Origin of the sequence: Rhodococcus sp. NBC_00294, assembly GCF_036163995.1 — a bacterium.
Lineage (GTDB): Bacteria > Actinomycetota > Actinomycetes > Mycobacteriales > Mycobacteriaceae > Rhodococcoides.
Map to the genome: position 1 here is coordinate 733152 of NZ_CP108043.1, position 22791 is coordinate 755942.

Consider the following 22791-nt stretch of genomic DNA (forward strand, 5'->3'; position numbering starts at 1 on the left):
CTGTTCCTCAGACTCGCTCGATGATGGTGGCCACGCCCATGCCGCCGCCGATGCACAGGGTGATCAGTGCGTAGCGGCCGTTCCGACGCTCGAGCTCGTCGAGCACGGTGCCGGTGATCATGGCGCCCGTGGCACCGAGGGGGTGGCCCATCGCGATGGCGCCACCGTTGACGTTGAGCTTCTCGCCCGGGATCTTCAGGTCGCGCTGGAAGCGCAGGACCACGGAGGCGAATGCCTCGTTCAGCTCGAACAGGTCGATGTCGTCGACCGTCAGGCCGGCCGCGGCCAGCACCTTCTTCGACGCGGGCGTCGGCCCGGTCAGCATGATGGTGGTGTCGGCGCCGCTGGTGGCGGTCGCGACGACGCGAGCGCGCGGCGTCATGCCCATCGACTTGCCGGCGTCCTCGCTGCCGACGACGACCAGGGCCGCACCGTCGACGATGCCCGACGAGTTGCCGCCGGTGTGGACGTGATCGATCTTCTCGATCCAGTGGTACTTCTGCAGCGCGACGTCGTCGAACCCGCCCATCGCGGCGATGCCCTCGAAGGCCGGCTTGAGCTTGCCGAGCGACTCGACGGTGGTGCCGGGGCGCATGTGCTCGTCACTGTCGAGGATCAGCAGACCGTTCTGGTCCGTGACCGGCACGACGGACTTGGTGAAGTAGCCACCCGACCATGCGGCTGCAGCGCGCTCCTGGGACTGCGCGGCGTACGCGTCGACGTCCTCACGGGTGAAGCCCTCGATCGTCGCGATGAGGTCGGCGCCGATGCCCTGGGGGGCGAAGTAGGTGTCGTAGTTGGTCTGCGGGTCCATGGCCCACGCGCCGCCGTCCGATCCCATGGGAACGCGGGACATCGACTCCACGCCACCGGCGATGACGAGCTCGTCCCAGCCCGACCGCACCTTCTGCGCGGCGAGGTTGACGGCTTCGAGGCCGGACGCGCAGAAACGGTTGAGCTGGAAGCCGCCGACCGTGTCGGGCATCTTCGCGGCGAGCACCGCGGTACGGGCGATGTCGGCACCCTGATCTCCCACGGGCGAGACGACGCCCAGGATCAGATCGGAGATGCGATCCTCGTCCATGTCGGGGAAACGACGGCGGAGCTCGTCGATCAACCCGGTGACCAGCGAGATCGGCTTGACCGAGTGCAGCGACCCGTTCTTGCCCTTACCTCGCGGTGTTCTGATGGCTTCGTAGATGTATGCCTCTGTGGTCACTGAACACAGTTCCTTCCGACGTGAGACTCGGGCAGCACGGTGCACTGGAGACACCGGCGCCCACGAGGACAGACCTCGACGCCATTCACCCTAGGCATGGAGCCGCGCTGCCGTAAGGACCGAAACGAGCGCGCACTGTGACACTCCTGCCGGTGTTTCACACCGTCAGCAGCAGGTCAGACGTCTTTCAGCGGGGTGGCACCCAGCTCGGACTGCAGCAGCTCGAGCGCGACCTCGTCCGGATCGCGACGCGTCGACGGATCGACCGGCTCCTTCGCCTGCTTCATGAGCTCTTCCTGCTCCTCCGGGCTCTCCGGGGGAGGTGGACCGTCGTACGGCGAGGGACCCGGGTCGTCCGGATAGTCGGGCTCCTCGGGCGGCGGGGGGATGTCGTCGTCGGACGGGCGCGAGGGCGTCGACCGCGCCGGGGCGCTGCCGGACTGCGCCGGCCGTGCCGGCTCCGGGGTGGGCGCCGACCTGCTCGGGCGCGAGAACCGAGGGCCGGTGGACGCCGGGCGCTCGGCCGGGGCGGATGCCGGCGCCGGTGCCGCCGACCGAGCGGTGCCGTCGCCCGCCTCGCAGACCACGGTCCACTCGACGCCGAAGACGTCACGCAGCGCGTCCTTGATGACCTCGGCGTTGCGGGGCTCGACCAGCCTCTTGGCCAGCGGTACCGAGTCGTGCGCCAACACGATCGCCCCGTCCCCGACGGACTTCACGGTGGCGCCCGAGAGCATCACCTCGACGGTGCGGCTGCGCTCGCGCACCTTGGTCCGCACCTCGGACCAGACGGCGCGCACGTCCGCGGCATCCGGACCCTCCGCCGCGGCGGGACTCGGCGCGGCGGGCTCGGGTGCTGTCTCGGGGGCGGTCTCTGCCGGCTCGGGTGCACTCTCGGCGGGCTCGGGTGTCGTCGGTTCGGCGGCCGGGGGTTCCACGGCTACGGGGGTGGGCTCCGGGGTCGGCTCGGGTTCAGGGGTGGGCTCGGGTTCAGGGGTGGCCGGCTGCGCTGCGGGCGGCTGTGCTGCGGGCGGCTGCGCTGCGGGCGGCTGCGCTGCGGCCGGTTCGGGGCGCGCAGGTTCGGGTGTGACCGGTTCCGGTGCAGCGACTCTGGCTGCGGGGGCGTCGACGACGCGCGCGGGAGCGGCGGCCGGCTCGGCCGCCCGCTCGGACGGACGGCGGTACGTCTGCTGCTGCGCCGCCGCCTCGAGGCGGTCGTGCTGATGTTCGGCCTCGACCGCAGCGGCCTCGCCTGCGGGCAGGGTCACGTCGAGGCGCCGTTCGAGTCGCTCCAACCGTTGCAGCACAGCACTTTCCGCATCGGACGCCGCCGGCAGCAGCATCCGCGCACACATGACCTCCAGCAACAGCCGGGGAGCCGTGGCGCCGCGCATCTCACCGAGTCCGGCGTGCACCGTCTCCGCGAATCGGGCCAGCGTGGCCGGGCCGATGCGCTCCGCCTCGTCGCGCATCCGCTCGAGCATGTCGGCGGGGGCGTCGACGAGTCCGCGCTCCCCCGCATCGGGGACTGCACGCATGAGGATGAGGTCGCGGAGTCGATCGAGCAGGTCCACCGCGAACCGGCGGGGATCGTGGCCCGCGTCCATGACCTTCTCGACGGTGCCGAACAGAGCGGCGCCGTCCCGGGCGGCCAGTGCGTCGACGGCCTCGTCGATCAGCGCGACGTCGGTGACGCCGAGCAGAGTGAGTGCGCGGGTGTACTGCACACCCTCGTCACCTGCACCGGCGAGCAGCTGGTCCAGCACGCTGAGAGTGTCGCGCGGGGAGCCACCACCGGCACGAATGACCAACGGGTACACCGCATCCTGCACGGTGACCTTCTCCTCCGCACAGATGCGCTCCATCAGGCCGCGCATGGCGAGCGGAGGCAGCAACCGGAAGGGGTAGTGATGGGTGCGGCTGCGGATGGTCGGCAGCACCTTCTCCGGCTCCGTGGTCGCGAACACGAAGATCAGGTGCTCGGGCGGCTCCTCCACGATCTTGAGCAGCGCATTGAAGCCCGCCGTCGTGACCATGTGGGCCTCGTCCACGATGAAGACGCGGTAGCGCGATTCCGCAGGCGCGTAGAACGCGCGGTCACGCAGCTCACGGGTGTCGTCCACGCCGCCGTGGCTGGCCGCGTCGAGCTCGATGACGTCGAGGTTGCCCGGGCCGCCGGGAGCGAGCGCGACACACGAGCCGCACACTCCGCACGGCGTCGACGTCGGACCCTGGACGCAGTTGAGCGACCGCGCCAGGATGCGTGCGGACGACGTCTTGCCACACCCGCGAGGGCCGGAGAAGAGGTAGGCGTGATTGATGCGCTTCGAGTCCAGTGCGACGGACAGAGGCTCGGTGACATGCTCCTGCCCGACCACTTCCGCGAACGTCGCTGGACGGTACTTCCGGTACAGGGCCACGCGAGAGAGAGTACCGACGTCGACCGACAGAACGGTCGGCGGGAACCTACGATCCTGCGCTCTCCTTGGCTGCCCGCTTGGCCGCCTTCTTGAACTCGCGCACCTCGCCCAGACTGGTCGCGTCGACCACGTCGGCGATGGATCGTCGGGAGCCGTCGTCGCCGTACGATCCGGCGGCGTCGCGCCACCCGGCCGGCTCCACACCCATCTGCTTGCCCAGCAGAGCCAGGAAGATGCGCGCCTTCTGATCGCCGTACCCGGGCAGCGCCTTCAGTCGCTTCAGCACTTCTCTGCCGTCCGGGTCGCCGTCCGTCCAGATGGCGTCGGCGCGGCCGTCCCACTCGTCGACGATGTACGAGCACATCGACTGGATCCGCTTGCCCATCGACCCGGGGAACCGGTGCACCGCGGGTGGGGTGGAGCAGATCGCGAGGAAGTCGTCCTCCGGCATCTCGGCGATCGCGCGGACGTCGAGCGACCCGATGCGATCCACCAGCTTCTTCGGACCGGCGAACGCCGACTCCATCGGTACCTGCTGATCGAGCAACATCCCGATCAGCAGCGCGAGCGGGTCGGAGGCGAGCAGGGCGTCGGCGTCGGGATCCCCCACCAAGTGCAGCGTCGTGGCCATGGCGTCATTCTTTCACGCGGACAGCGCAGCACGAATGCGCTGCGCCAGCCGACCGTCGACGAGGTCCGCCCACGTCCACCGCACGACGATCCACCCGGCGGCACGCAGAGCGTCCTCCCGAAGCTTCTCGCGGATCACGACTGCGTTCGCGGACTCGCCGTTGCGTGTGTACTTCGCCAGTCCGTCGAACTCGCCGAGCACGCGCTGGTCCTCCCACAGGAAGTCCGGCCGATACGTGCGCCCGTCGATCACGATCTCGATCTGCAGCTCGGGCGCGGGGAGCCCATGCCGATCGAGGTACACCCGACTGCGCGATTCGCCGACGCTCTCGCTACGACCGTCCAAGAATGCGGCGGCACGTCGAGCGCCCGCGACGCCGCGCCGACGGCCACACCCGCGGATCGCCTCGGTGATGTCGTCGATCGATGTCGGAGTGCATGCCAGCGCCGAATCACCAACGCACACAGCGGCTTCGAAGCTCGAGGCACACGCAAGATCCGCCACGGTCCGCGCCGCGGAGGTCACTCTCGCACCGTCACGCATCACCACGTCCACATCGGCGAGTGGATGCGTGTGAAGGTGCCGTACCGCGTCGACACGTCCGCCGGTCGGCCTGTCGACCGTCAGGTGCACCAGCGGTGGCGGCCCCTGCCACAACGACATGCCCCACGCCAGCGCGGCCGACTCGTGGCTGAGCGTGAGACCCGGTCCGCCTGCGGCCAGGGCTGCCCGGGCTGCGAGAAGGTGTCGAGCCTCCGGCGCGGAGTCGGTGAAACGCCGCTTGTCGACGAAACACCCCCGCCGCACGGCCACTATGGACCCGGACCTGCGTGCACTGCGGATCTCGGTGTCGGACACACCTCGGCCGAGAAGATCCGCGCGCCGGATCAGTTCTGCGGCTTCGCCCTCGTCGCTCATGTGACGATCGTGGCCGAGATCCAGGAATGCTGCTCATGGCCATCCACAGGCGTCGAACCGTCACCGGTTTCCGCAACTCACAGGGGTTGCAGCCGGTGAAACCTGCCGGAATCGGTGTGAGAACCCGACCGAACTACGACCCGAGCAGCTTCTCCGTCGCGGCCAGCAGCACGCAGGTGGCCACGCCGTCCATCGCCGCGGACAACTCGTCGGTGGACGGGAAGCTGGGGGCGAGGCGGATGTTCCGGTCGTCGGGATCGCGCTTGTACGGGAAGGCGGAGCCGGCGCCGGTGAGGGCGATGCCGGCGTCCTTCGCCAGGGAGATGGTGCGCGCAGCGGTGCCGTCGAGCACGTCCAGGCTGACGAAGTAGCCACCGTCGGGCTCGGTCCACGACGCCACCTTCGACGCGCCCAGGCGATCGTCGAGGATCTCCTGTACCCGTGCGAACTTCGGCGCGAGGATCTCGCGATGCTTCGCCATGTGTGCGCGCACACCGTCGGCATCACCGAAGAAGCGCAGGTGGCGGAGCTGATTGAGCTTGTCGGGGCCGATGCTCTTCTTGCCGTAGTGGCCCAGGTACCAGTCGAGGTTCGCCGACGACGAACCGAGGAAGCTGACGCCGGCACCGGCGTAGGTGATCTTCGACGTGGACGCGAAGACGTACGGACGGTTCGGGTGACCGGCCTCCGCCGCCAGGCTCAGCACGTCGTACGCGGGCGGGAAATCGTCTGCCAGCGGATGCACCGCGTAAGCGTTGTCCCAGAACAGGCGATAGTCGGCGGCCGCGGTGGGCATCGTCGCGAGAGCGCGGGTGACCTCCTCCGAGTACACCGCACCCGTGGGGTTGGCGTAGTTCGGCACACACCACATGCCCTTGATCTGCGGATCGCCCGAGACCAGCCGCTCGACCTCGGCGACGTCGGGGCCGTCCTCGTTCATCGTCACCGGGATCATCTCGATGCCGTAGCTCTCGGTGATGGCGAAGTGCCGGTCGTAACCGGGGCTCGGGCACAGGAAGCGGACGACGGGTTCGGCCGACCACGGACGCACCGAGTCGACGGTGCCGTGCAGCAGCCCCCACACCACGAGGTCGTGCATGATTTCGAGGCTCGCGTTGTTTCCCGCGATCAGGTTCGCGGCCGGGATGTTCAGTAGCTCACCGAAGATGGCGCGCAGCTCGGGCAGACCCTGCAGTCCGCCGTAGTTGCGGCAGTCGGTGCCCTTGCCGTCCCGGTAGTCCTCACCGGGCAGGGTGAGCAGGCCGGCCGCGAGATCGAGCTGCTCGGGGGACGGCTTGCCGCGGGTGAGGTCCAGCGAGAGTCCGCGTGCGACCAGTGCCTCGTACTCGGCGGTGCGCTTCTCGTGCTCCGCGGCCAGCTCGTCGGGGTTCATCAGTCCGAGTTGAGCTTGGCCGGTCATGGCGAGGAGGGCCTTTCGAGGCGACTGCGCGTGGCGGGAAGTTAAGGGGACCCCGCGCACCCGGCAGAGCCCGTTGACCCTTGCTGCCTTCCGGCCCTGGGGGAGTTCACAGGATGCGCGCCGCGCGGGATCCGTGGACGAGTCTAGCCACATCCCCCGCGCACCACCGAACCGACCCGATTCGTCTCAACGGGGGTGTCGCCGGTAAGGTAGCCGACGGAGGATTCGCCTAGTGGCCTATGGCGCTCGCCTGGAACGCGGGTTGGGTTAACGCCCTCAGGGGTTCAAATCCCCTATCCTCCGCAGAGAAAGACCCCCGTGCACTGCACGGGGGTCTTCTTCGTTCTCACTCTCTGTCCAGCACCCAGGTCACGGGAGCCGGGTCGAGCCCTTCCACGACCACTGCCGCCCACGCCTCGGCTGTCGACACGTCCTCGTGCTCGGCCGTGGCCAGGATGGAGTCGTCGCTGGTGTCTCTCACTCGATAGGTCGGCATGGCTCACGAATGCCACGCGGCGGCCGGGGACAAACTCAGAACAGTGCTTCCTGCATGGCGGGCAGCGCGGTGTCGAACTCGCCCCACTCGATGCGGCGGCCCCGCAGTCGGGCCAGGTCGGCGACGTAGACGGCATCCGGATCCTCCGCCACCGTCGCGCCGACGGCGGAACCGATGCACCACTGCACGGTCAGGCCGTGCGCACCGACGGCAGTGTCCAGCGGATAGGCCGTGCGCCGACCCGTGAAGGCCGCCTCTCGGCCCGCGGGCGGCTCCCACTGCTCGTCGACGACACGGAAGTCGTCGTCGGAGAAGTCGGGACCGAGGTCGGCGAGCACCTCGCGCGCCAGTGTCGCCGCGTCGGCGTTCGATCTATCGAGGCGGGCGAGGTCGATCGGGCGGGTCAACCCCGCCGCCTTGACTGCCGCGCGCACGGCCTGGCGCAGACCGGCAGTGTCGGTCATCGCGTCCTCGAGGTGCCGCACCACGCGTCCGTCGACCGCCCGTGCGACGTAGCGTCCGACCACGGCGCCCTGCTCGGTGAGCCGTCCCCATTTCCGAGGATCCGCCGCCGTTCCCACCTTGTCCGTCCCGTCGGCGAAGGTCGCGACGTAGAGCCAGTGCGGTTGCATCACGACGCTCTCGAGCCCCTTCGACAGGAAGTCCTGCCGGTGGACGATGTGGACGAACCGGTACGGATCCGCCGCGACACAGGCGTCGCAGTGCACCCCGGAGGTGGCGCGCGCACCGTTCGGGCAGGCCACGGGACGGCCGTCCTCGGCGCGGCGACCGATGCACCAGAGCACACCCGGCGCATCGAGCGCGCGGTATCGCAGTGCGGAGGACAGCACCGGCCGGGACGTCACCTCGCCGGTGTCCGTGTCGGTGACTCCGAGCAGCGGCTCCCCGCGTGGCCACCCGACACCGCGCACGACCAGGGCCATCGCGACTCCTCTCCACCTGGCAGCATTCCCGGGATGAGCACACCCGGACCCGTCGGATCCCTCTACCGCCGAGTGACGACGCGCAAGGCCGGCGTGCTGCCCCCGCACCGCGCCACCCGACGTCTCTCGGCCTACGTCTACGGAAACGTCCTGGTGATGACCGTGGTGGTCGCCGCCAGTCCGTCGTCCATCGCGAACGGTACGGCGGCGCTGTTGGTGATCGGCACCACGCTCACCACCTTCCTCGCCCACATCTTCGCGGACGCCGTCGCGGCCGGCACCGTCGACGACGACACCGTCGACTGGCGCGAGGAGTTGCGGGACTCGCTGCCGATCGCCTCCTCGGGCGTCGCGCCGTCGTTGCTGCTGGCGCTGGCGTGGCTCGAGATCCTGCCCGGCGCACTCGCGCAGGGGCTCGCGGGTGGTCTGGTGACGTTGCGTATCGCGTCGATCCCGGTGGTCGCCGAGCGTCTGCGCGGCCGCGGACTGTCGTTTCGCCTGGTCCTGGCCGGTATCGCCACCGCAGCGCTGGCCGCGATCGTCGTGGCGGTGAAGGTGTATCTGACGCACTGATCGCGTCGTTCGCCACCGAAACCTCTTGTGACCGACACCGCCGCCGGGCAGTGAATGTCTGGGATCACATGCTCGCGGAACGGCTCCCCGCCGCCCACCAGCGTGCACACTGGAGCGGTAGTACAACGGAGGGATCTCCCATGGCGGCACTCGATACCGCACAGCCGGACATGCAGACACTCAGTCTGCACGGCAACGAACTGAAGTACCTGGACATCGGACACGGCCCCGCGGTCATCCTGATCCACGGACTGCTGGGCTCCCATCACAACTGGGAACCGCAGATCGACACCCTGTCGCAGCGGTACCGCGTCATCGTGCCGGACCTGTTCGGCCACGGTGAATCGGACAAGCCCGCCGGGGACTACTCCATCAGTTCCCACGCCGCGACGGTGCGCGACCTGCTGCACAGCCTGGACATCACGTCGGCGACGTTCGTGGGCCACTCGCTCGGCGGTGGCATCGCGATGCAGACGCTGTACCTGTTCCCCGAGTTGGTCGAGCGCATGGTGCTCATCGCCAGCGGCGGACTCGGCCCCGAGGTGAGCCCCCTCCTGCGTGCGGCCACCCTGCCGGGCAGCGAATTCGTTCTCCCGCTCATGGCGAACCGCACCGTGCGAGGCCTCACCGATCTCGCGATCGATCGGCTCGACAAGCTGGGACTCCCCCTGATGAGCGCCAGTTCCTCCGAGGCGTGGCGCAGCTTCGGGTCGGTCCAGGACGCCGGCACCCGCCGCGCATTCCTCGCGACCGCCCGCTCCGTCATCAGCTTCCGTGGTCAGACCATCAGTGCGACACCGCACTTCGCCAACTTCCCCAACATCCAGGCGATGCTGGTCTGGGGTGCGCGCGACAGCATCATCCCCAACTCGCACACCGAGAACGCTCGGGCCGAGTTGCCGCACGGCCGCGTCGAGATCTTCGAGAGGGCAGGGCATTTCCCGCATCTCGACAATCCCGACCGCTTCGACCGCATCTTCACCGAGTTCATGCGTGACTGCGAGGCCGGTGCCTCGCGTCCGCACCTCGTCGCCGAGGCCTGACACACACACGAACGCGCCCTCTCCCGTGATGCGGGAGAGGGCGCGATTCTGTGTGCGTGCCTACTTCGTCGGGATACCGGCCTTCGCGAGCTCGGCCTCGGTGGCCAGGTTCTTCGCGTCGGCGATGTCGATGCTCTCGAGCGCGATGCCCTTGGTCTCACGAGCCACCACGACGGCGATCAGCGTGATGAGCGCGGAGGCTGCGAGGTACCAGGCGATCGGCACGGACGAGCCGTAGACGTCCAGCAGCTTCACCGCGATGATCGGCGCGAGCGACCCGGCGACGATCGACGTCACCTGATAGCCCAGGGACACACCGGAATACCGCATACGCGTGGGGAACATCTCGGACATGATCGCCGGCTGGGTGGCGTACATGAAGGCGTGGAACACCAGTCCGATGATGATCGCCAGCATGATGACGACGTTGTGGCCGCTGTTCATCATGGGGAAGGCGAAGAAGCCCCACGTGCCGGCGGTGACCGCACCGACGAGGTACACCGGACGGCGTCCGACGGTGTCCGCCAGGCGACCGACCAACGGGATCACCGCGAAGTGCACGGCGTGCGCGATGAGCATCCACCACAGGATGGTGCTGGTGTCGGTTCCCACCTCGACCTTGAGGTAGGTGATGGAGAAGGTGACCACCAGGTAGTACATGACGTTCTCGCCGAAGCGCAGGCCCATCGCGGTGAACACGCCACGCGGGTAACGCTTCACGACCTCGAAGACGCCGTACGACGCGGCCTTGATGACCTCGGCCTGCTTCTGCGCCTCGACGAAGATGGGTGCGTCGGTGACCTTGGTGCGGACGTAGTAGCCGACGAAGACGATGACGGCGGACAGCCAGAACGCGACACGCCAGCCCCAGCTGAGGAACGCGTCCTCCGAGAGCACGGTGGTGAGCACCAACAGGACGACCGTCGCGAGCAGGTTGCCGCCGGGGACACCGGCCTGCGGCCAACTGGCCCAGAAGCCGCGGCTCTTGTTGGGGCTGTGCTCGGCGACGAGAAGCACTGCGCCGCCCCACTCACCGCCCACCGCGAAGCCCTGGACGAAGCGCAGCGTCACCAGCAGTGCCGGCGCCCAGTACCCGATCTGGTTGAACGTCGGCAGGCAGCCCATGAGGAAGGTGGCGGCACCGACGAGCACCAGGGAGAACTGCAGGAGCTTCTTACGTCCGTACTTGTCACCGAAGTGACCGAAGACGATGCCACCGAGCGGTCGTGCGACGAAGCCGACCGCGTACGTGACGAAGGCCGCCAGGATGGCGTCGAGTTCGCTGGTTCCCTCCGCGAACATGATCTTGCTGAACACGAGCGTTGCCGCCGTGCCGTAGAGGAAGAACTCGTACCACTCGACCACGGTGCCCGCCATGGATGCGGCGACCACCTTCCGCAGACCCGACGGTTCCTCGTCGCGATCCACCCTGTCGACAACCGACATGACATTCTCCTTGCTGAGTCTCCGGTGCCGGGACAGTGATCCACGGCACACGCTGAGTCGAGTATCGACGCAGATCACCGCGCCGCACAATGGCCGCGCGCGCACGACCGAACTGCAAAGATGCACACATGACCTCGTCCGGACGCTCCTCGGCGCACACGCCGCCCAGCGCGGACGATCTTCTCGTCCTCCTCGCCGTCGGGCGCAGCGGCCGCTTCACCGCCGCCGCGGACAGCCTCGGTGTCAATCACACGACGGTGTCGCGCCGCATCGCCTCACTGGAGAAATCACTCGGTGGTCGGGTACTCGTCCGCACCTCGGGCGGCTGGGAACTCACCGACCTGGGCCGACACGCACTCGCCGCGGCCGAGACGGTCGACAGCGTGGTGCGCGGCCTGGTGGACCCGGGCGGTGCGTCGCTGCGCGGTGTCGTCCGCATCTCCGCGACCGACGGATTCAGCGCCTACATCGCGGCGCCGGCCGCCGTCAGTGTGCAGGAACGGCACCCCGAGGTGTCCGTGGAACTGGTCGCCGCGACGCGACGCGCCTCGCAACAACGGTCGGGAATGGACATCGAGATCGTCGTCGGCACGCCTCAGGTGCACCGCGCCGAGGCCGTGCACCTCGGCGAGTACTGCCTCGGTCTGTACGCCACTCCGGAGTACCTCGAGGACCACGACACCATCACCACCCGACGCGACCTCGCCGGCCATCCCCTCGTCTACTTCGTCGAGTCGATGCTCCACGTCGACGACCTGGATCTCGCGCGCTCGGTCGCCGTCGGCGACGCTCCCCCGTCGTCGGACGTCCCGGTGATGCGGAGTTCGGTGAGCTCGACCAACGTCTTCGTGCACGTCGAGGCCACGCGGGCGGGCGCCGGTATCGGCCTGCTGCCGTGCTTCATGGCCGACCGGCACCGCGATCTCGTGCGCATCCTGCGCTCGGAGGTGTCGGTCACCCTGGCCTACTGGTTGGTCGTGCGCGGCGAGACGCTGCGCCGCCCCGAGGTCGGGGTGGTGGTCGACGCGCTGCGGACGGAGGTCGCGTCCCGACGGGACGAGCTCATGGGTCGCGGCGAGTGAACGGCCGCTTCGCGCCGAGCCCCTCCGGCGACCTCCACATCGGGAACCTCCGCACGGCTGTGCTCGCGTGGCTCCTCGCCCGCGGAACCGGACGCGGATTCGTCCTGCGCGTCGAGGACCTCGATCGCGTGCGACCGGGCGCCGAGCACCGTCAGCTCGACGATCTCGCCGCCGTCGGCATCACCGTCGACGGGCCGGTGCTGCGGCAATCGGATCGCCGAGAGTCCTATGCCGCGGCAATCGCCTCCCTCGCCGCCGACGGCCGTGTCTACGAGTGTTTCTGCACCCGCCGCGAGATCCAGCAGGCCGCGTCCGCACCGCACGCTCCCGAGGGTGCGTACCCCGGAACCTGCCGGAACCTCACGGAGGCGCAACGCGCGTCCCGCCGCGCCGAGGGCCGACGCGCCGCACTGCGGTTGCGTTCGGACACGCGGTCGTTCACCGTGACCGACGCCCTCGTCGGCGAGTTCACGGGCGTGGTCGACGACCTCGTCCTCCAGCGCACGGACGGCGTTCCCGCCTACAACCTCGCCGTCGTCGTCGACGACGGGTTCCAGAGCGTCGACCAGGTGGTTCGCGCGGACGACCTGCTCGCGTCGGCGCCGCGTCAGGCCTACCTCGCCGGTCTGCTCGGCGTGCAGATCCCGGAGTACGTGCACGTCCCGCTCGCTCTCGGACCGACGGGCACGCGCCTCGCCAAGCGGGACGGTGCCGTCACCCTGCGCGACCGACTCGCCGCCGGGCAGACCGTGTCCGACGTCCGCGCCGAGATCGCGTCGTCGATCGGGGTTCCGTCCGAGCGCACGCACGAATCGCTGTCCGACCTGGCGTCGCACTGGTCCCTGGACCTGCTCCCGAGGGAGCCGTGGTTCGTGCTCGGTCACTGATCGAGACCCCGTTGCAACGGAACATCGCACACCGGTCGGGGCGTATCGGACGTAAGGTGGCCGCGAGAAGACTCCGACACGTCAACCCGTACGAGAAGGACATCATGACCACAGGCGGTTTCGACCCGAGCAAGGATCCGCAGAACCCCGGCAGCTACCCGCCGCCGCAGCAGGGTTCCTACCCGCCCCCGTCGCAGGGGTCCTACCCGCCGCCCTCGCAGGGCAGTTACCCCCCGCCCTCGCAGGGCAACTACCCGCCGCCGCAGGGCAACGTCCCGCCGCAGCAGGGTGGCTACCCTCAGCAGGGCGGCTACCCCCAGCAGGGTGGCTACCCGACGCCCCCGCAGTTCGACAACACCACCAACTACGGTGGCTCGAACTTCGGTGGAGTGCCCGGCGGTGGCCAGCCCGGTGGGCTCGGTGTCCGACTGGGCGCGCGCATCATCGACGGGATCATCGTCGGCATCGTCGCGCTGATCCTCGCCGCGATCTTCGGTGCGACCGACAACATCCTCGTCACCGGACTCTTCTCCGGCGTCCTGACGTTCGCGTACTTCGTCGGCCTCGAGGTCAGCCAGGGCGCGACACTCGGCAAGAAGATCCTCGGACTCCAGGTACACGGTCCCGCCGGCACGCCGCGGCCGACGCTGCAGCAGTCCGCGATCCGCAACGCGTTCACGCTGCTCAACATCATCCCGTTCCTCGGTAGCCTGCTCGCGTTCATCGCCGTGATCGTCATCGCCGTCACGGTCAACTCGAGCCCCACCAAGCAGGGCAAGCACGATCAGTTCGCCGGTGGCACCCAGGTGGTCAAGAAGTAGCCTCCGCACACACCGACATCGGGCGCGGATCCCTTCGGGGATTCGCGCCCGTCGTCGTCTCGGTGCTTGGATCGACCGGTGACTGCAACCAACTCCACCGCCACCGACGGCGACACTCCGTCTGGACAGGCCTCGTTCGCCCACATCAGCCGTGGCTTCTACCCCGCCATCGTCGCGCTCTTCGTCGCGACACTGCTGATCTCGAACGTGGCCGCCAGCAAGGGTGTCGCCTTCTTCGCCGCGTCCGACGTCTCGCTCGGGCCCTTCCAGATTCTCCCCATCAACACCGACGGCGCGTTCTTCCTCTTCCCCCTCGCGTACATCCTCGGCGATGTCCTCAGCGAGGTGTACGGGCTCAAGGCGACGCGCCGCGCCATCTACCTGGGCTTCGGCTCTCTCCTGCTCACATCGGTCTGCTTCTGGATCGCCATCGAACTCCCCGCCGCGTCGTTCTACGAGAACCAGGCCGCACTCGAGACCGTCGTCGGCGTCGTGCCGCGCCTGGTCCTCGCCGGTCTCGCCGGTTACACCGTCGGACAGCTGTTGAACTCCATCGTGCTGGTGAAGATCAAGGAACGCACCAAGGAGAAGCACCTGTGGGCCCGCCTCATCGGGTCGACGGTGGTCGGCGAGTTCTTCGACACCCTGATCTTCTGCAGCATCGCGGCCGGCGTCATCGGCATCACGACGGGCGCCGACTTCGTGAACTACGTCATCGTCGGCTTCCTGTGGAAGACCCTCGTCGAGGTGCTCGTGCTCCCGATCACCTACGCCGTCATCGCGTACATCAAGAAGCGCGAGCCGACCTACTCCCCGGACTGACCCCCGCCCGCCCCCGCGAGTACGTCGATACTGTCGTTGTCGAGCACGACTTCACGACACTATGGGCGTACTCGCGGGGAGTTGCGGCTCAGGAATAGAAGCGCGCCAGGGTCTCCTTCTTGAACTCCTGGAACCGCCCGTCGCGGATGGAGGCGCGGATGTCGTCCACCAGCCGCACGGTGAACCGCTCGTTGTGAATGGTGGCGAGGGTCGAGGCCAGCATCTCCTTGGCCTTGAACAGGTGATGCATGTACGCCCGCGTGTAGTGCGCGCAGGTGTAGCAGTCGCACTCCTCGTCGATCGGCGTGAAGTCCCGACGGAACCGCGCGGTGTTAATGTTGAAGCGCCCGTCCGGTGTGTAGATCGCCGCGTTCCGGGCCACGCGTGACGGATTCACGCAGTCGAACGTGTCGGCACCGTTCTCGATGGCGACGAAGAAGTCGTCCGGCTCGCTGATCCCGAGCATGTGGCGCGGTTTGTGTTCGGGCAGTTCCTCGTTCACCCAGCGGACGATGGTGCCGAGGTTCTGCTTCTCCAGAGCGCCGCCGATGCCGTAGCCGTCGAATCCGCGCCCGGTCTCGCCGACGATGGTCTCGAGATCGTGTGCCGCCTTCCGACGAAGGTCCTCGTACTGCGCACCCTGCACCACACCGAACAGCGCCTGGTACGGCTTGTCGGCGCGCTCGGCCGTGAGGCGCTCGTGCTCGGCGATGCACCGCACCGCCCACGCCTGCGTGCGGTCCAGCGACTGTTCCTGGTACGCACGGGTGTTCATCAACGTGGTCAGCTCGTCGAACGCGAACATGATGTCCGCGCCGAGCTGGTGCTGGATCTGCATCGACACCTCGGGAGTGAAGCGGTGCCGCGATCCGTCGAGGTGGGACTTGAACGTCACGCCGTCGTCGTCGACGTGCGCGAGGCGCTCCTTGCCCTCGGCGATGACGTCGTCAGACTCCACCCGAGTGGCGTCCATCGAGATGACCTTCTTGAACCCGACGCCGAGCGACATCACCTGGAACCCGCCGCTGTCGGTGAACGTCGGGCCGTCCCAGTTCATGAACGTGCCGAGTCCCCCGGCCTCGTCCACGATGTCGGGCCCCGGCTGCAGGTACAGGTGGTAGGCGTTCGCCAGGACCGCCTGTGCGCCCAGCTCTTTCATCGACTCCGGCAGCACCGCCTTCACGGTGGCCTTGGTGCCGACGGCGATGAACGCGGGGGTCTCGATGTCGCCGTGCGGCGTCCGCAGGGTGCCGGTTCGACCGAGATGGTCCTCGATACGGGTCTCGACTGTGAAGAGGTCGGTCATGCCCCCATCGAACCAGACGCCAACTGCTGCTCCTGCAGGCCGGACGCACTGAGACGGTGGTAGGCGCCGCGCGCCGCGATGAGCTCGTCGTGCGTGCCCTTCTCCACGATGGACCCGTTCTCCATCACCAGGATCAGATCGGCGTCGCGGATCGTGGAGAGGCGGTGCGCGATCACGAAACTCGTGCGATCGCTGCGCAGGGCCGCGGTGGCCTTCTGCACCAGCAGCTCGGTACGGGTGTCGACGGAGCTGGTGGCCTCGTCGAGGATCAGCACGGCCGGGTCGGCGAGGAACGCGCGCGCGATGGTGATCAACTGCTTCTCGCCCGCACTGACGTTGCTGCCCTCCTCGTCGATGACGGTGTCGTACCCGTCGGGCAGCGAGTGCACGAAACGGTCGACGTAACTCACCCGCGCCGCCTCCATGATCGACTCCTCGGTGGCGCCACTGTTGCCGTACGCGATGTTGTCGCGGATGCTGCCGCCGAACAGCCAGGTGTCCTGCAGCACCATGCCGGTGCGCGATCGCAGCGTCGCCCGCGTCATGTCACGCGTGTCCACACCGTCGAGCGTGATCGAGCCGGAATCGATGTCGTAGAACCGCATCACGAGGTTCACGAGCGTCGTCTTGCCGGCGCCGGTGGGGCCGACGATCGCAACCATCTGGCCGGGTTCCGCCACGAAGGACAGCCCGTCGATGAGCGGACGCTCCGGTTCGTAGCGGAACGACACGTCCCGGAACTCGACGCGTCCACTGCGCGTGGTGGGGGTGACGGGTGCCGACGGATCGGCGCCCTCCTCCTCGGCGTCGAGGATCTCGAAGATGCGCTCCGCCGAGGCGACACCCGACTGGAGCAGGTTGACCATCGAGCCGATCTGCGTGAGCGGCTGTGTGAACTGGCGGGAGTACTGGATGAAGGCCTGCACCTCGCCCAGGCTCAGCGTGCCGGACGCGACGCGCAGTCCGCCCACCACGGCGATGGCGACGTAGTTGAGGTTGCCCAGGAACATGATGGCGGGCATGACGATTCCGGAGATGAACTGTGCTCGGAAGCTCGCCTGGTACAGCTCCTCGTTGCTCTCGTGGAACACCCGCGCCGTCTCCTGCTGGCGGCCGTAGGCCTTGACCAGCTCGTGGCCGGTGTAGGCCTCCTCGACCTGTGCGTTGAGCGCGCCGGTCTGCTTCCACTGCGCGATGAAGTGCGGCTGCGAGCGCTTGGCGATCATCGCCGTCACCACGATCGACAGCGGCACCGTCAGGATCGCGACCAGTGCGAGCAGCGGCGAGATCCACAGCATCATGCCCAGGATGCCGAAGACCGTGAGCACCGAGACCACGAGCTGGCTGAGTGTCTGCTGCAGGCTCTGCGAGACGTTGTCGATGTCGTTGGTGACTCGCGAGAGCACGTCGCCGCGCTTGTGGGAGTCGAAGTAGCGCAACGGCAACCGGTGGATCTTGTTCTCGACGTCGGTACGCAGACGCTTGATGACGCGTTGCAGCGCGATGTTCAGGATGTAGCCCTGCACCCAGGACAGCAGTGCGGACCCGATGTAGAGGATCAGGACGAGGACCAGCACCTTGCCGACGGCGTCGAAGTCGACTCCCCGACCGGGGACGACGTCCATGCTCGACACCATGTCGGCGCGTGTGCCCTCACCCGAGGCGCGGAGACCGTCGACGACCTGCTCCTTGGACAACGAGGGGTCGAGCGAACGGCCGACGATGCCGTCGAAGATGAGGTTGGTGGCTCTGCCCAGGATGTTCGGGGCGAGAACGGTGAGAACGACGCTGGCGACGGCGAACACGAGTACCACCGTGAGCAGCATGCGCTGCGGAAGGAGCCGGCGCAGCAGCCGCCTGACGGACGGTCCGAAGCTCATCGCCTTCGTGCCGGGAGCACCGGGACCGGGAGGACCGCCGGGCCGCGTCATGCGACACCCGCTGCGGTGCGCTGCGAGTCGACGATCTCGGCATAGGTGGGACACGTCTCGAGCAGCTCGTCGTGCGTACCGAGGCCGACCATCCTGCCGTCGTCGAGCACCACGATGCTGTCCGCGTCGCGGATGGTGGACACCCGCTGCGCGACGACGATGACGCAGGCGTCACGTGTGATGGGGCGCAGGGCCGCTCGGAGATTCGCGTCCGTCGTCAGGTCGAGAGCGGAGAACGCGTCGTCGAAGACGTAGATGCTCGGCCGCCGGATGATGGCGCGGGCGATGGCCAGTCGCTGACGCTGCCCACCGGAGACGGTGGTGCCGCCCTGGGCGACGGGGGTCTCGAGACCCTCGGGCATCTCGCGGACGAAGTCGGCGGCCTGCGCCACCTCGAGTGCGTCCCACATCTCGGCCTCCGTGGCGTTCTCCTTGCCGTAGCGAAGATTGGAGGCGATGGTGCCGGAGAACAGGAAGGGCCGCTGGGGGATCAGTCCGATCTCCGCTCGCAGCGCCTCCGGATCGAGTTCTCGCACATCGGTTCCGCCCACGCGCACCACTCCGTCGGTCGTGTCGATGAGACGCGGGATCAGGTTGATCAGCGTCGTCTTGCCCGAGCCGGTGCTCCCGATCACGGCCGTGGTGGTTCCGGCCGTCGCCCGGAACGACACGTCGCAGAGCACCGGGTGATCGGCCGCGGGATACGCGAAGCCGGCCTTGTCGAACTCCACCGTCGACGGCGCCGAGGCGAAGACGACGGGCTTCGCGGAGGGCACGACGGACGAATTCGTGTCGAGCACCTCGGTGATGCGCTCGGCACACACGCTGGCGCGCGGGATCATCATCGCGATGAATGACGCCATGATCACCGACATCAGGATCTGCATGATGTAGCTGAGCAGGGCCGTCAGCGACCCGATCTCCATGCGCCCCTCGTCGACGGCGTGACCGCCGAACCAGATCACCGCGACGCTGGTGACGTTGCTGATGAGCATGACCACCGGGAACATGAGCGCCATCAGCCGACCGACCTGCAGTGCGGTGGCGGTGAGGGCGGTGTTCGCGTCGTCGAAACGCTCCACCTCGTACGGCTCGCGCACGAAGGCGCGCACCACGCGGATGCCCGTGATCTGCTCGCGCAGAACGCGGTTGACCGTGTCGATGCGCTTCTGCATGACCTTGAACGCCGGAACCATGCGGACCACGACGAAGCCCATGCTCAGCGCCAGCGCAGGAACGGCGATACCGAGGAGCCACGACAGTCCGAAGTCCTCGCGCAGAGCCATGACGATGCCGCCGACGCACATGATGGGCGCCATCACCAGGATGGTGCAGCCCATCAGGACCACCATCTGCACCTGCTGAACATCGTTCGTGTTGCGGGTGATGAGCGACGGAGCGCCGAACGTCCCGACCTCGCGCGCCGAGAAAGTGCCGACGCGGTCGAGGAGCGCCCCGCGGATGTCGCGGCCTGCCGCCATGGCGGCGCGTGCTCCGAAGTAGACGCCGCCGATCGAGCACGCGATCTGCACGGCGGAGACGGCCAGCATGATCGAGCCGGTCGACAGGATGTAGCCGGTGTCGCCGGTCGTCACGCCGTTGTCGATGATGTCGGCGTTGAGGCTGGGCAGGTACAGCGAGGCCACGGTGGCCACGAACTGCAGCACCACCACGCCTGTCAGCGCGCCGCGGTACGGCGCCAGATACCGGCGGAGAAGTGAGATCAACACGTCGTGCATCCTTCCTTCTCGACAGGACCCGTCGGACGACAGGCGTGGTGGGTGCAGTTCATCGACTCAGCTCCGGTTCGCCGGCTGCTGGGTCGCCGGTGCGGTCTCGTCCGTCCTGCGGACGAGTTTCTCACCTTCGATGTCCACGTTCGGCAGAATCTTGTCCAGCCACTTCGGCAGGTACCAGGCCTTGTCGCCGAGCAGCGCCATGACCGCGGGGATCAGGATCATGCGGACGATGAAGGCGTCGAAGAACACGGCGGCCGCGAGAGCGAAACCGATGGACTTGATGAACGAGTCCGGTTCCAGCATGAACGCCGCGAACACCGAGATCATGATGACCGCCGCGGCGGCGACGACGCGGGCGCCGTACTTGAAGCCCGTGACGATGGCATCGCTCGCGGTCGCCCCGTGGACGTACGCCTCCCTCATCCGGGACACCAGGAAGACCTGGTAGTCCATCGCGAGTCCGAAGACCACACCGATCAGGAAGATCGGCATGAAGCTCACGATGGGCTGCGGGTTGGAGATCAGTCCCAGTCCACCTTCCTGGAAGATGAAGACGGTGGCACCGAAGGTGGCGAGCACGCTGAGCAGGAAGCCGAGCGTCGCCGTCAGCGGCACCAGGATCGATCGGAACACCACCATGAGCAGCAGGAATGCCAATCCGACGACGACTGCGAGGTACGGGATCAGGGCCTTCTGGAGCCGATCCGACACGTCGATCTCGAGCGCCGTCTGGCCGGTGACGCCGTAGGTGACGCCGTACTCGGATTCCAGACCACCCCGGGCGTCGCGCAGCGCGGTCACCAGGTTCTGCGTGTCCTCGCTGATCGGTGAGCTCTTGGGAGTCACCGACACCAGGGCGGTGTCGCCCGCCGGGTTGAGCCCGGCCTGCTGTGCGTTGGTCACGTCGGGTTCCGCCGCCGCCCTGTCGACGACGGCCTGGAAGGCCGCCGTCCGATCGGCCTCGGGGACGTTGCTCGCGTCCACGACCATCAGCAGCTGACCGTTGCGTCCCGGGCCGAAGCCCTGGTCGACCAGGTCGTACGCCTCACGAGCGGGGGTACCCGGTTCGGCGGTGGCCACCGACGGAAGCGCCAGACGCAGCGACGTCATGGGACCGGCGATGACACCGAGGATCACGACACCGACGATGAGCACCAGTGCGGGACGCTTGATCACCATGCGCACCCATCGCAAGCCGTTGGTCGGCTTGTCGTCGTGCTCGGGGTCCGGCACGGTGCGGATCTTGCCGGCGAACGCCTTCGCGCCGAAGAGTCCGAGGACGGCGGGCAGCATGGTCAGCGCGACGAGGACGGCGACGAAGACACCGAAGCCGGCGGCCAGACCCATCTGGGACAGGAACGGGATGCCGACGACGCGCAGTGCCACGAGCGCGATGAGCACCGTGGTGCCGGCGAAGACGACGGCGCTGCCGGCGGTTCCCACGGCGCGTGCCGCGGCTTCCTCACGGTCGTCCGTCTCGCTCAGCTCGTTACGGAACCGGGCGACGATGAACAGCGAGTAGTCGATGGCGACGGCAAGGCCGATCATGATGGCGAGAATCGGCGTGAACTGGGTGAGCTCGGCGAAGCCCGACGCGGTGGTGATGGTCAGACTGGTGACGCCGATGCCGACGATGGCCGTGATGAGCGGCAGTCCGGCGGCGACGAGCGATCCGAACATGACGACGAGGACGACGGCGGCGACGGCCAGGCCGATCAGCTCGGCGGTGCCGCCGGGCGGCTCGGCGGCCTGCATGGCGCTGCCACCGATCTCGACGGTGAGCCCTGCGTCACGGGCGGGCTGGGCGGCGTCGGTCAGCTCGGTGCGGATCTCGGCCGTGACATCGGTGACGGTGCCGGTGATGGGCACGTCGAGGATGCCGATGGTCTTGTCCGGTGAGAGCGGCGACACGGCCGCGGCGTTCGCGGCCGCGACGTCCGGCGCGAGACCGGCCTCCGCGTACTGATCGACGATCGCTTGGTTGCCGGCGATCGGATCGAGGAGCGGCATGGCACCCTCGGGCACCGGTCCGGCCGCGGGATCGGCCTTGGCCGTGTCCTTCACGGCGGCGATGCCGCGAATGTTCGCGATGACGCCGTCGATGGCCGCCGTGTTCTCGGGCGAGTCGAGCGTGGTGCCCGCGGGTGCCTGGAACACGTACTGCGCGGACGCCGACGTGAGCGGATCCTCGCCGCCTCCGAAGCGCTCCTTCTGCAGATCCAGCGCAGCCTGGGCGGGGGTTCCCGGGATGGAGAACGACGTGCTCGTCGGGCCGGACAACGTGGCCGCGCCGATACCGGCCAACACCAGGATGGCGAGCCAGATCGGCAGCACGATGCCTTTCCGACGGTACGAGAACCGTCCTATGCGATACAGGAAGGTGGCCATGAGAGTTCTCCTCGTTCGGGGGGGTGTCGTGCTGCGGGTGACGGACGGACGCGCGATCAGTCGGGCGGGAGCGGGGTGGAACCGGTGAGCGGCGCTCGGAAGCCCCGTTCGAGTTGTTGCATGGCGAGGCGGACCACTTCGCCGGCGGATTCTGCTGTGGTGGAGCCTTTCTCGGATGCCTCGGCGAAGAATCCGAGTGCGGCGCTGACGGTGGCGCCCACCGCGGCCTGGACCAACGAGGGGTACAGGTCCCGATCGGGATCGAGCCCCGTGCGCCGGGCCACGGCCTTCTTGAACGCCGCGGAGAGCGAGCGGTCGAACTCGAGCTTCTTCGCCAGCAGAGCCGGCGACTCCTCGACGAACCGCGCGACCGCGACAGTCTCGGTCAACTCGCGCTCGGGATCGTCGACGATCTCGAAGACGATGGCGCGCACCGTGTCCCAGAAGTCCTCGTCCTGCGGCCGGTGTTCGATCAGGTCCACCCACTCGAACGCTGCCTGCTCGAGGTAGTACAGCGCCGCTTCTTCCTTGCTGGAGAAGTAGTTGTGGAACGTGCGCGTCGACACCCCCGCGTCGCGGGCGATCGCCTCGGCGGTCACGGTGTCGAAACCCTGTTGCCGCCCGAGACGGATCGCGGCAGCACTGAGCGCTGCACGGGTCTCCGCCTTCTTGCGGTCGCGTAGTCCGGAACTCACGGATCCCACA

At 68.2% G+C, this 22791-nt stretch carries 19 protein-coding genes, 1 tRNA gene and 1 other RNA gene; 7 read left to right on the top strand and 14 right to left on the bottom strand.

All coding sequences use genetic code 11. The features are described from left to right. Positions 1-7: 7 nt before the first annotated feature. The 6 genes from OHB23_RS03470 to ffs form a co-directional block, all read right to left on the bottom strand. On the bottom strand, positions 8-1219 hold the full coding sequence (locus OHB23_RS03470; RefSeq protein WP_027506628.1) for an acetyl-CoA C-acetyltransferase: 1212 nt from the start codon (positions 1217-1219) through the stop codon (positions 8-10). A gap of 176 nt (positions 1220-1395) precedes the next feature. Further along, the gene (locus OHB23_RS03475) at positions 1396-3639 is read right to left on the bottom strand and encodes a DNA polymerase III subunit gamma and tau (RefSeq protein WP_328810885.1); all 2244 of its coding nucleotides are present in this window, start codon (positions 3637-3639) and stop codon (positions 1396-1398) included. Between the two features lie 46 nt (positions 3640-3685). After that, the gene (locus tag OHB23_RS03480) at positions 3686-4270 is read right to left on the bottom strand and encodes an HhH-GPD-type base excision DNA repair protein (RefSeq protein ID WP_027506627.1); all 585 of its coding nucleotides are present in this window, start codon (positions 4268-4270) and stop codon (positions 3686-3688) included. Between the two features lie 12 nt (positions 4271-4282). Continuing rightward, complete coding sequence (locus OHB23_RS03485) at positions 4283-5188, bottom strand: hypothetical protein (protein ID WP_328810887.1); 906 nt, start codon at positions 5186-5188, stop codon at positions 4283-4285. A gap of 133 nt (positions 5189-5321) precedes the next feature. After that, a complete protein-coding gene (locus OHB23_RS03490) occupies positions 5322-6608 on the bottom strand; it encodes an aminotransferase class I/II-fold pyridoxal phosphate-dependent enzyme (RefSeq protein WP_328810888.1) in 1287 nt (428 codons plus the stop codon). Between the two features lie 41 nt (positions 6609-6649). Continuing rightward, an RNA gene (ffs, locus tag OHB23_RS03495) (signal recognition particle sRNA small type) lies at positions 6650-6744 on the bottom strand. Positions 6745-6826: 82 nt separating this feature from the next. On the opposite strand from ffs, the gene OHB23_RS03500 reads away from it, so the two are divergent. Next, positions 6827-6911 (top strand) — tRNA-Ser (locus tag OHB23_RS03500). Positions 6912-6954: 43 nt separating this feature from the next. Here OHB23_RS03500 and OHB23_RS03505 read toward each other — a convergent pair. Beyond that, positions 6955-7089: a hypothetical protein gene (locus OHB23_RS03505; protein ID WP_268788599.1), complete on the bottom strand. Its 135-nt coding sequence runs from the start codon at positions 7087-7089 to the stop codon at positions 6955-6957. A gap of 50 nt (positions 7090-7139) precedes the next feature. Continuing rightward, positions 7140-8048, bottom strand: a complete 909-nt coding sequence (locus tag OHB23_RS03510; RefSeq protein ID WP_328810889.1) for a hypothetical protein — start codon at positions 8046-8048, stop codon at positions 7140-7142. Positions 8049-8081: 33 nt separating this feature from the next. Here OHB23_RS03510 and OHB23_RS03515 point away from each other — a divergent pair, with 33 nt between their 5' ends. Next, positions 8082-8621, top strand: coding sequence for a hypothetical protein (locus OHB23_RS03515; protein ID WP_285189706.1), 540 nt, complete (start codon positions 8082-8084; stop codon positions 8619-8621). A gap of 140 nt (positions 8622-8761) precedes the next feature. Beyond that, positions 8762-9664 (top strand): alpha/beta fold hydrolase, encoded by a 903-nt coding sequence (locus OHB23_RS03520; protein ID WP_027506623.1) that lies wholly within the window; start codon positions 8762-8764, stop codon positions 9662-9664. A gap of 60 nt (positions 9665-9724) precedes the next feature. On the opposite strand, the gene OHB23_RS03525 is transcribed toward OHB23_RS03520, so the two are convergent. Next, on the bottom strand, positions 9725-11110 hold the full coding sequence (locus tag OHB23_RS03525) for an MFS transporter (protein WP_328810890.1): 1386 nt from the start codon (positions 11108-11110) through the stop codon (positions 9725-9727). A gap of 128 nt (positions 11111-11238) precedes the next feature. Here OHB23_RS03525 and OHB23_RS03530 point away from each other — a divergent pair, with 128 nt between their 5' ends. The 4 genes from OHB23_RS03530 (at position 11239) to OHB23_RS03545 (ending at position 14722) form a co-directional block, all read left to right on the top strand. After that, positions 11239-12192, top strand: a complete 954-nt coding sequence (locus OHB23_RS03530) for a LysR family transcriptional regulator (RefSeq protein ID WP_231476434.1) — start codon at positions 11239-11241, stop codon at positions 12190-12192. Then, positions 12189-13079, top strand: coding sequence for a tRNA glutamyl-Q(34) synthetase GluQRS (gluQRS, locus tag OHB23_RS03535; protein WP_328810891.1), 891 nt, complete (start codon positions 12189-12191; stop codon positions 13077-13079). Before OHB23_RS03530 ends, gluQRS begins: the two co-directional genes overlap by 4 nt. A gap of 104 nt (positions 13080-13183) precedes the next feature. Further along, positions 13184-13900: an RDD family protein gene (locus OHB23_RS03540; RefSeq protein ID WP_328810892.1), complete on the top strand. Its 717-nt coding sequence runs from the start codon at positions 13184-13186 to the stop codon at positions 13898-13900. A gap of 78 nt (positions 13901-13978) precedes the next feature. Next, positions 13979-14722, top strand: coding sequence for a queuosine precursor transporter (locus tag OHB23_RS03545; RefSeq protein WP_027506618.1), 744 nt, complete (start codon positions 13979-13981; stop codon positions 14720-14722). A gap of 88 nt (positions 14723-14810) precedes the next feature. On the opposite strand, the gene tgt is transcribed toward OHB23_RS03545, so the two are convergent. From tgt to OHB23_RS03570, 5 genes are all read right to left on the bottom strand, one after another. Next, positions 14811-16028: a tRNA guanosine(34) transglycosylase Tgt gene (gene tgt / locus OHB23_RS03550; RefSeq protein WP_056443237.1), complete on the bottom strand. Its 1218-nt coding sequence runs from the start codon at positions 16026-16028 to the stop codon at positions 14811-14813. Beyond that, on the bottom strand, positions 16025-17959 hold the full coding sequence (locus OHB23_RS03555; RefSeq protein ID WP_328810893.1) for an ABC transporter ATP-binding protein: 1935 nt from the start codon (positions 17957-17959) through the stop codon (positions 16025-16027). Before OHB23_RS03555 ends, tgt begins: the two co-directional genes overlap by 4 nt. Continuing rightward, a complete protein-coding gene (locus OHB23_RS03560; protein WP_328810894.1) occupies positions 17956-19689 on the bottom strand; it encodes an ABC transporter ATP-binding protein in 1734 nt (577 codons plus the stop codon). Before OHB23_RS03560 ends, OHB23_RS03555 begins: the two co-directional genes overlap by 4 nt. Before the next feature lie 66 nt (positions 19690-19755). Continuing rightward, complete coding sequence (locus OHB23_RS03565; protein ID WP_222633292.1) at positions 19756-22086, bottom strand: MMPL family transporter; 2331 nt, start codon at positions 22084-22086, stop codon at positions 19756-19758. 56 nt (positions 22087-22142) lie between these two features. Continuing rightward, a complete protein-coding gene (locus OHB23_RS03570; RefSeq protein ID WP_051613574.1) occupies positions 22143-22781 on the bottom strand; it encodes a TetR/AcrR family transcriptional regulator in 639 nt (212 codons plus the stop codon). Positions 22782-22791: the final 10 nt, after the last annotated feature.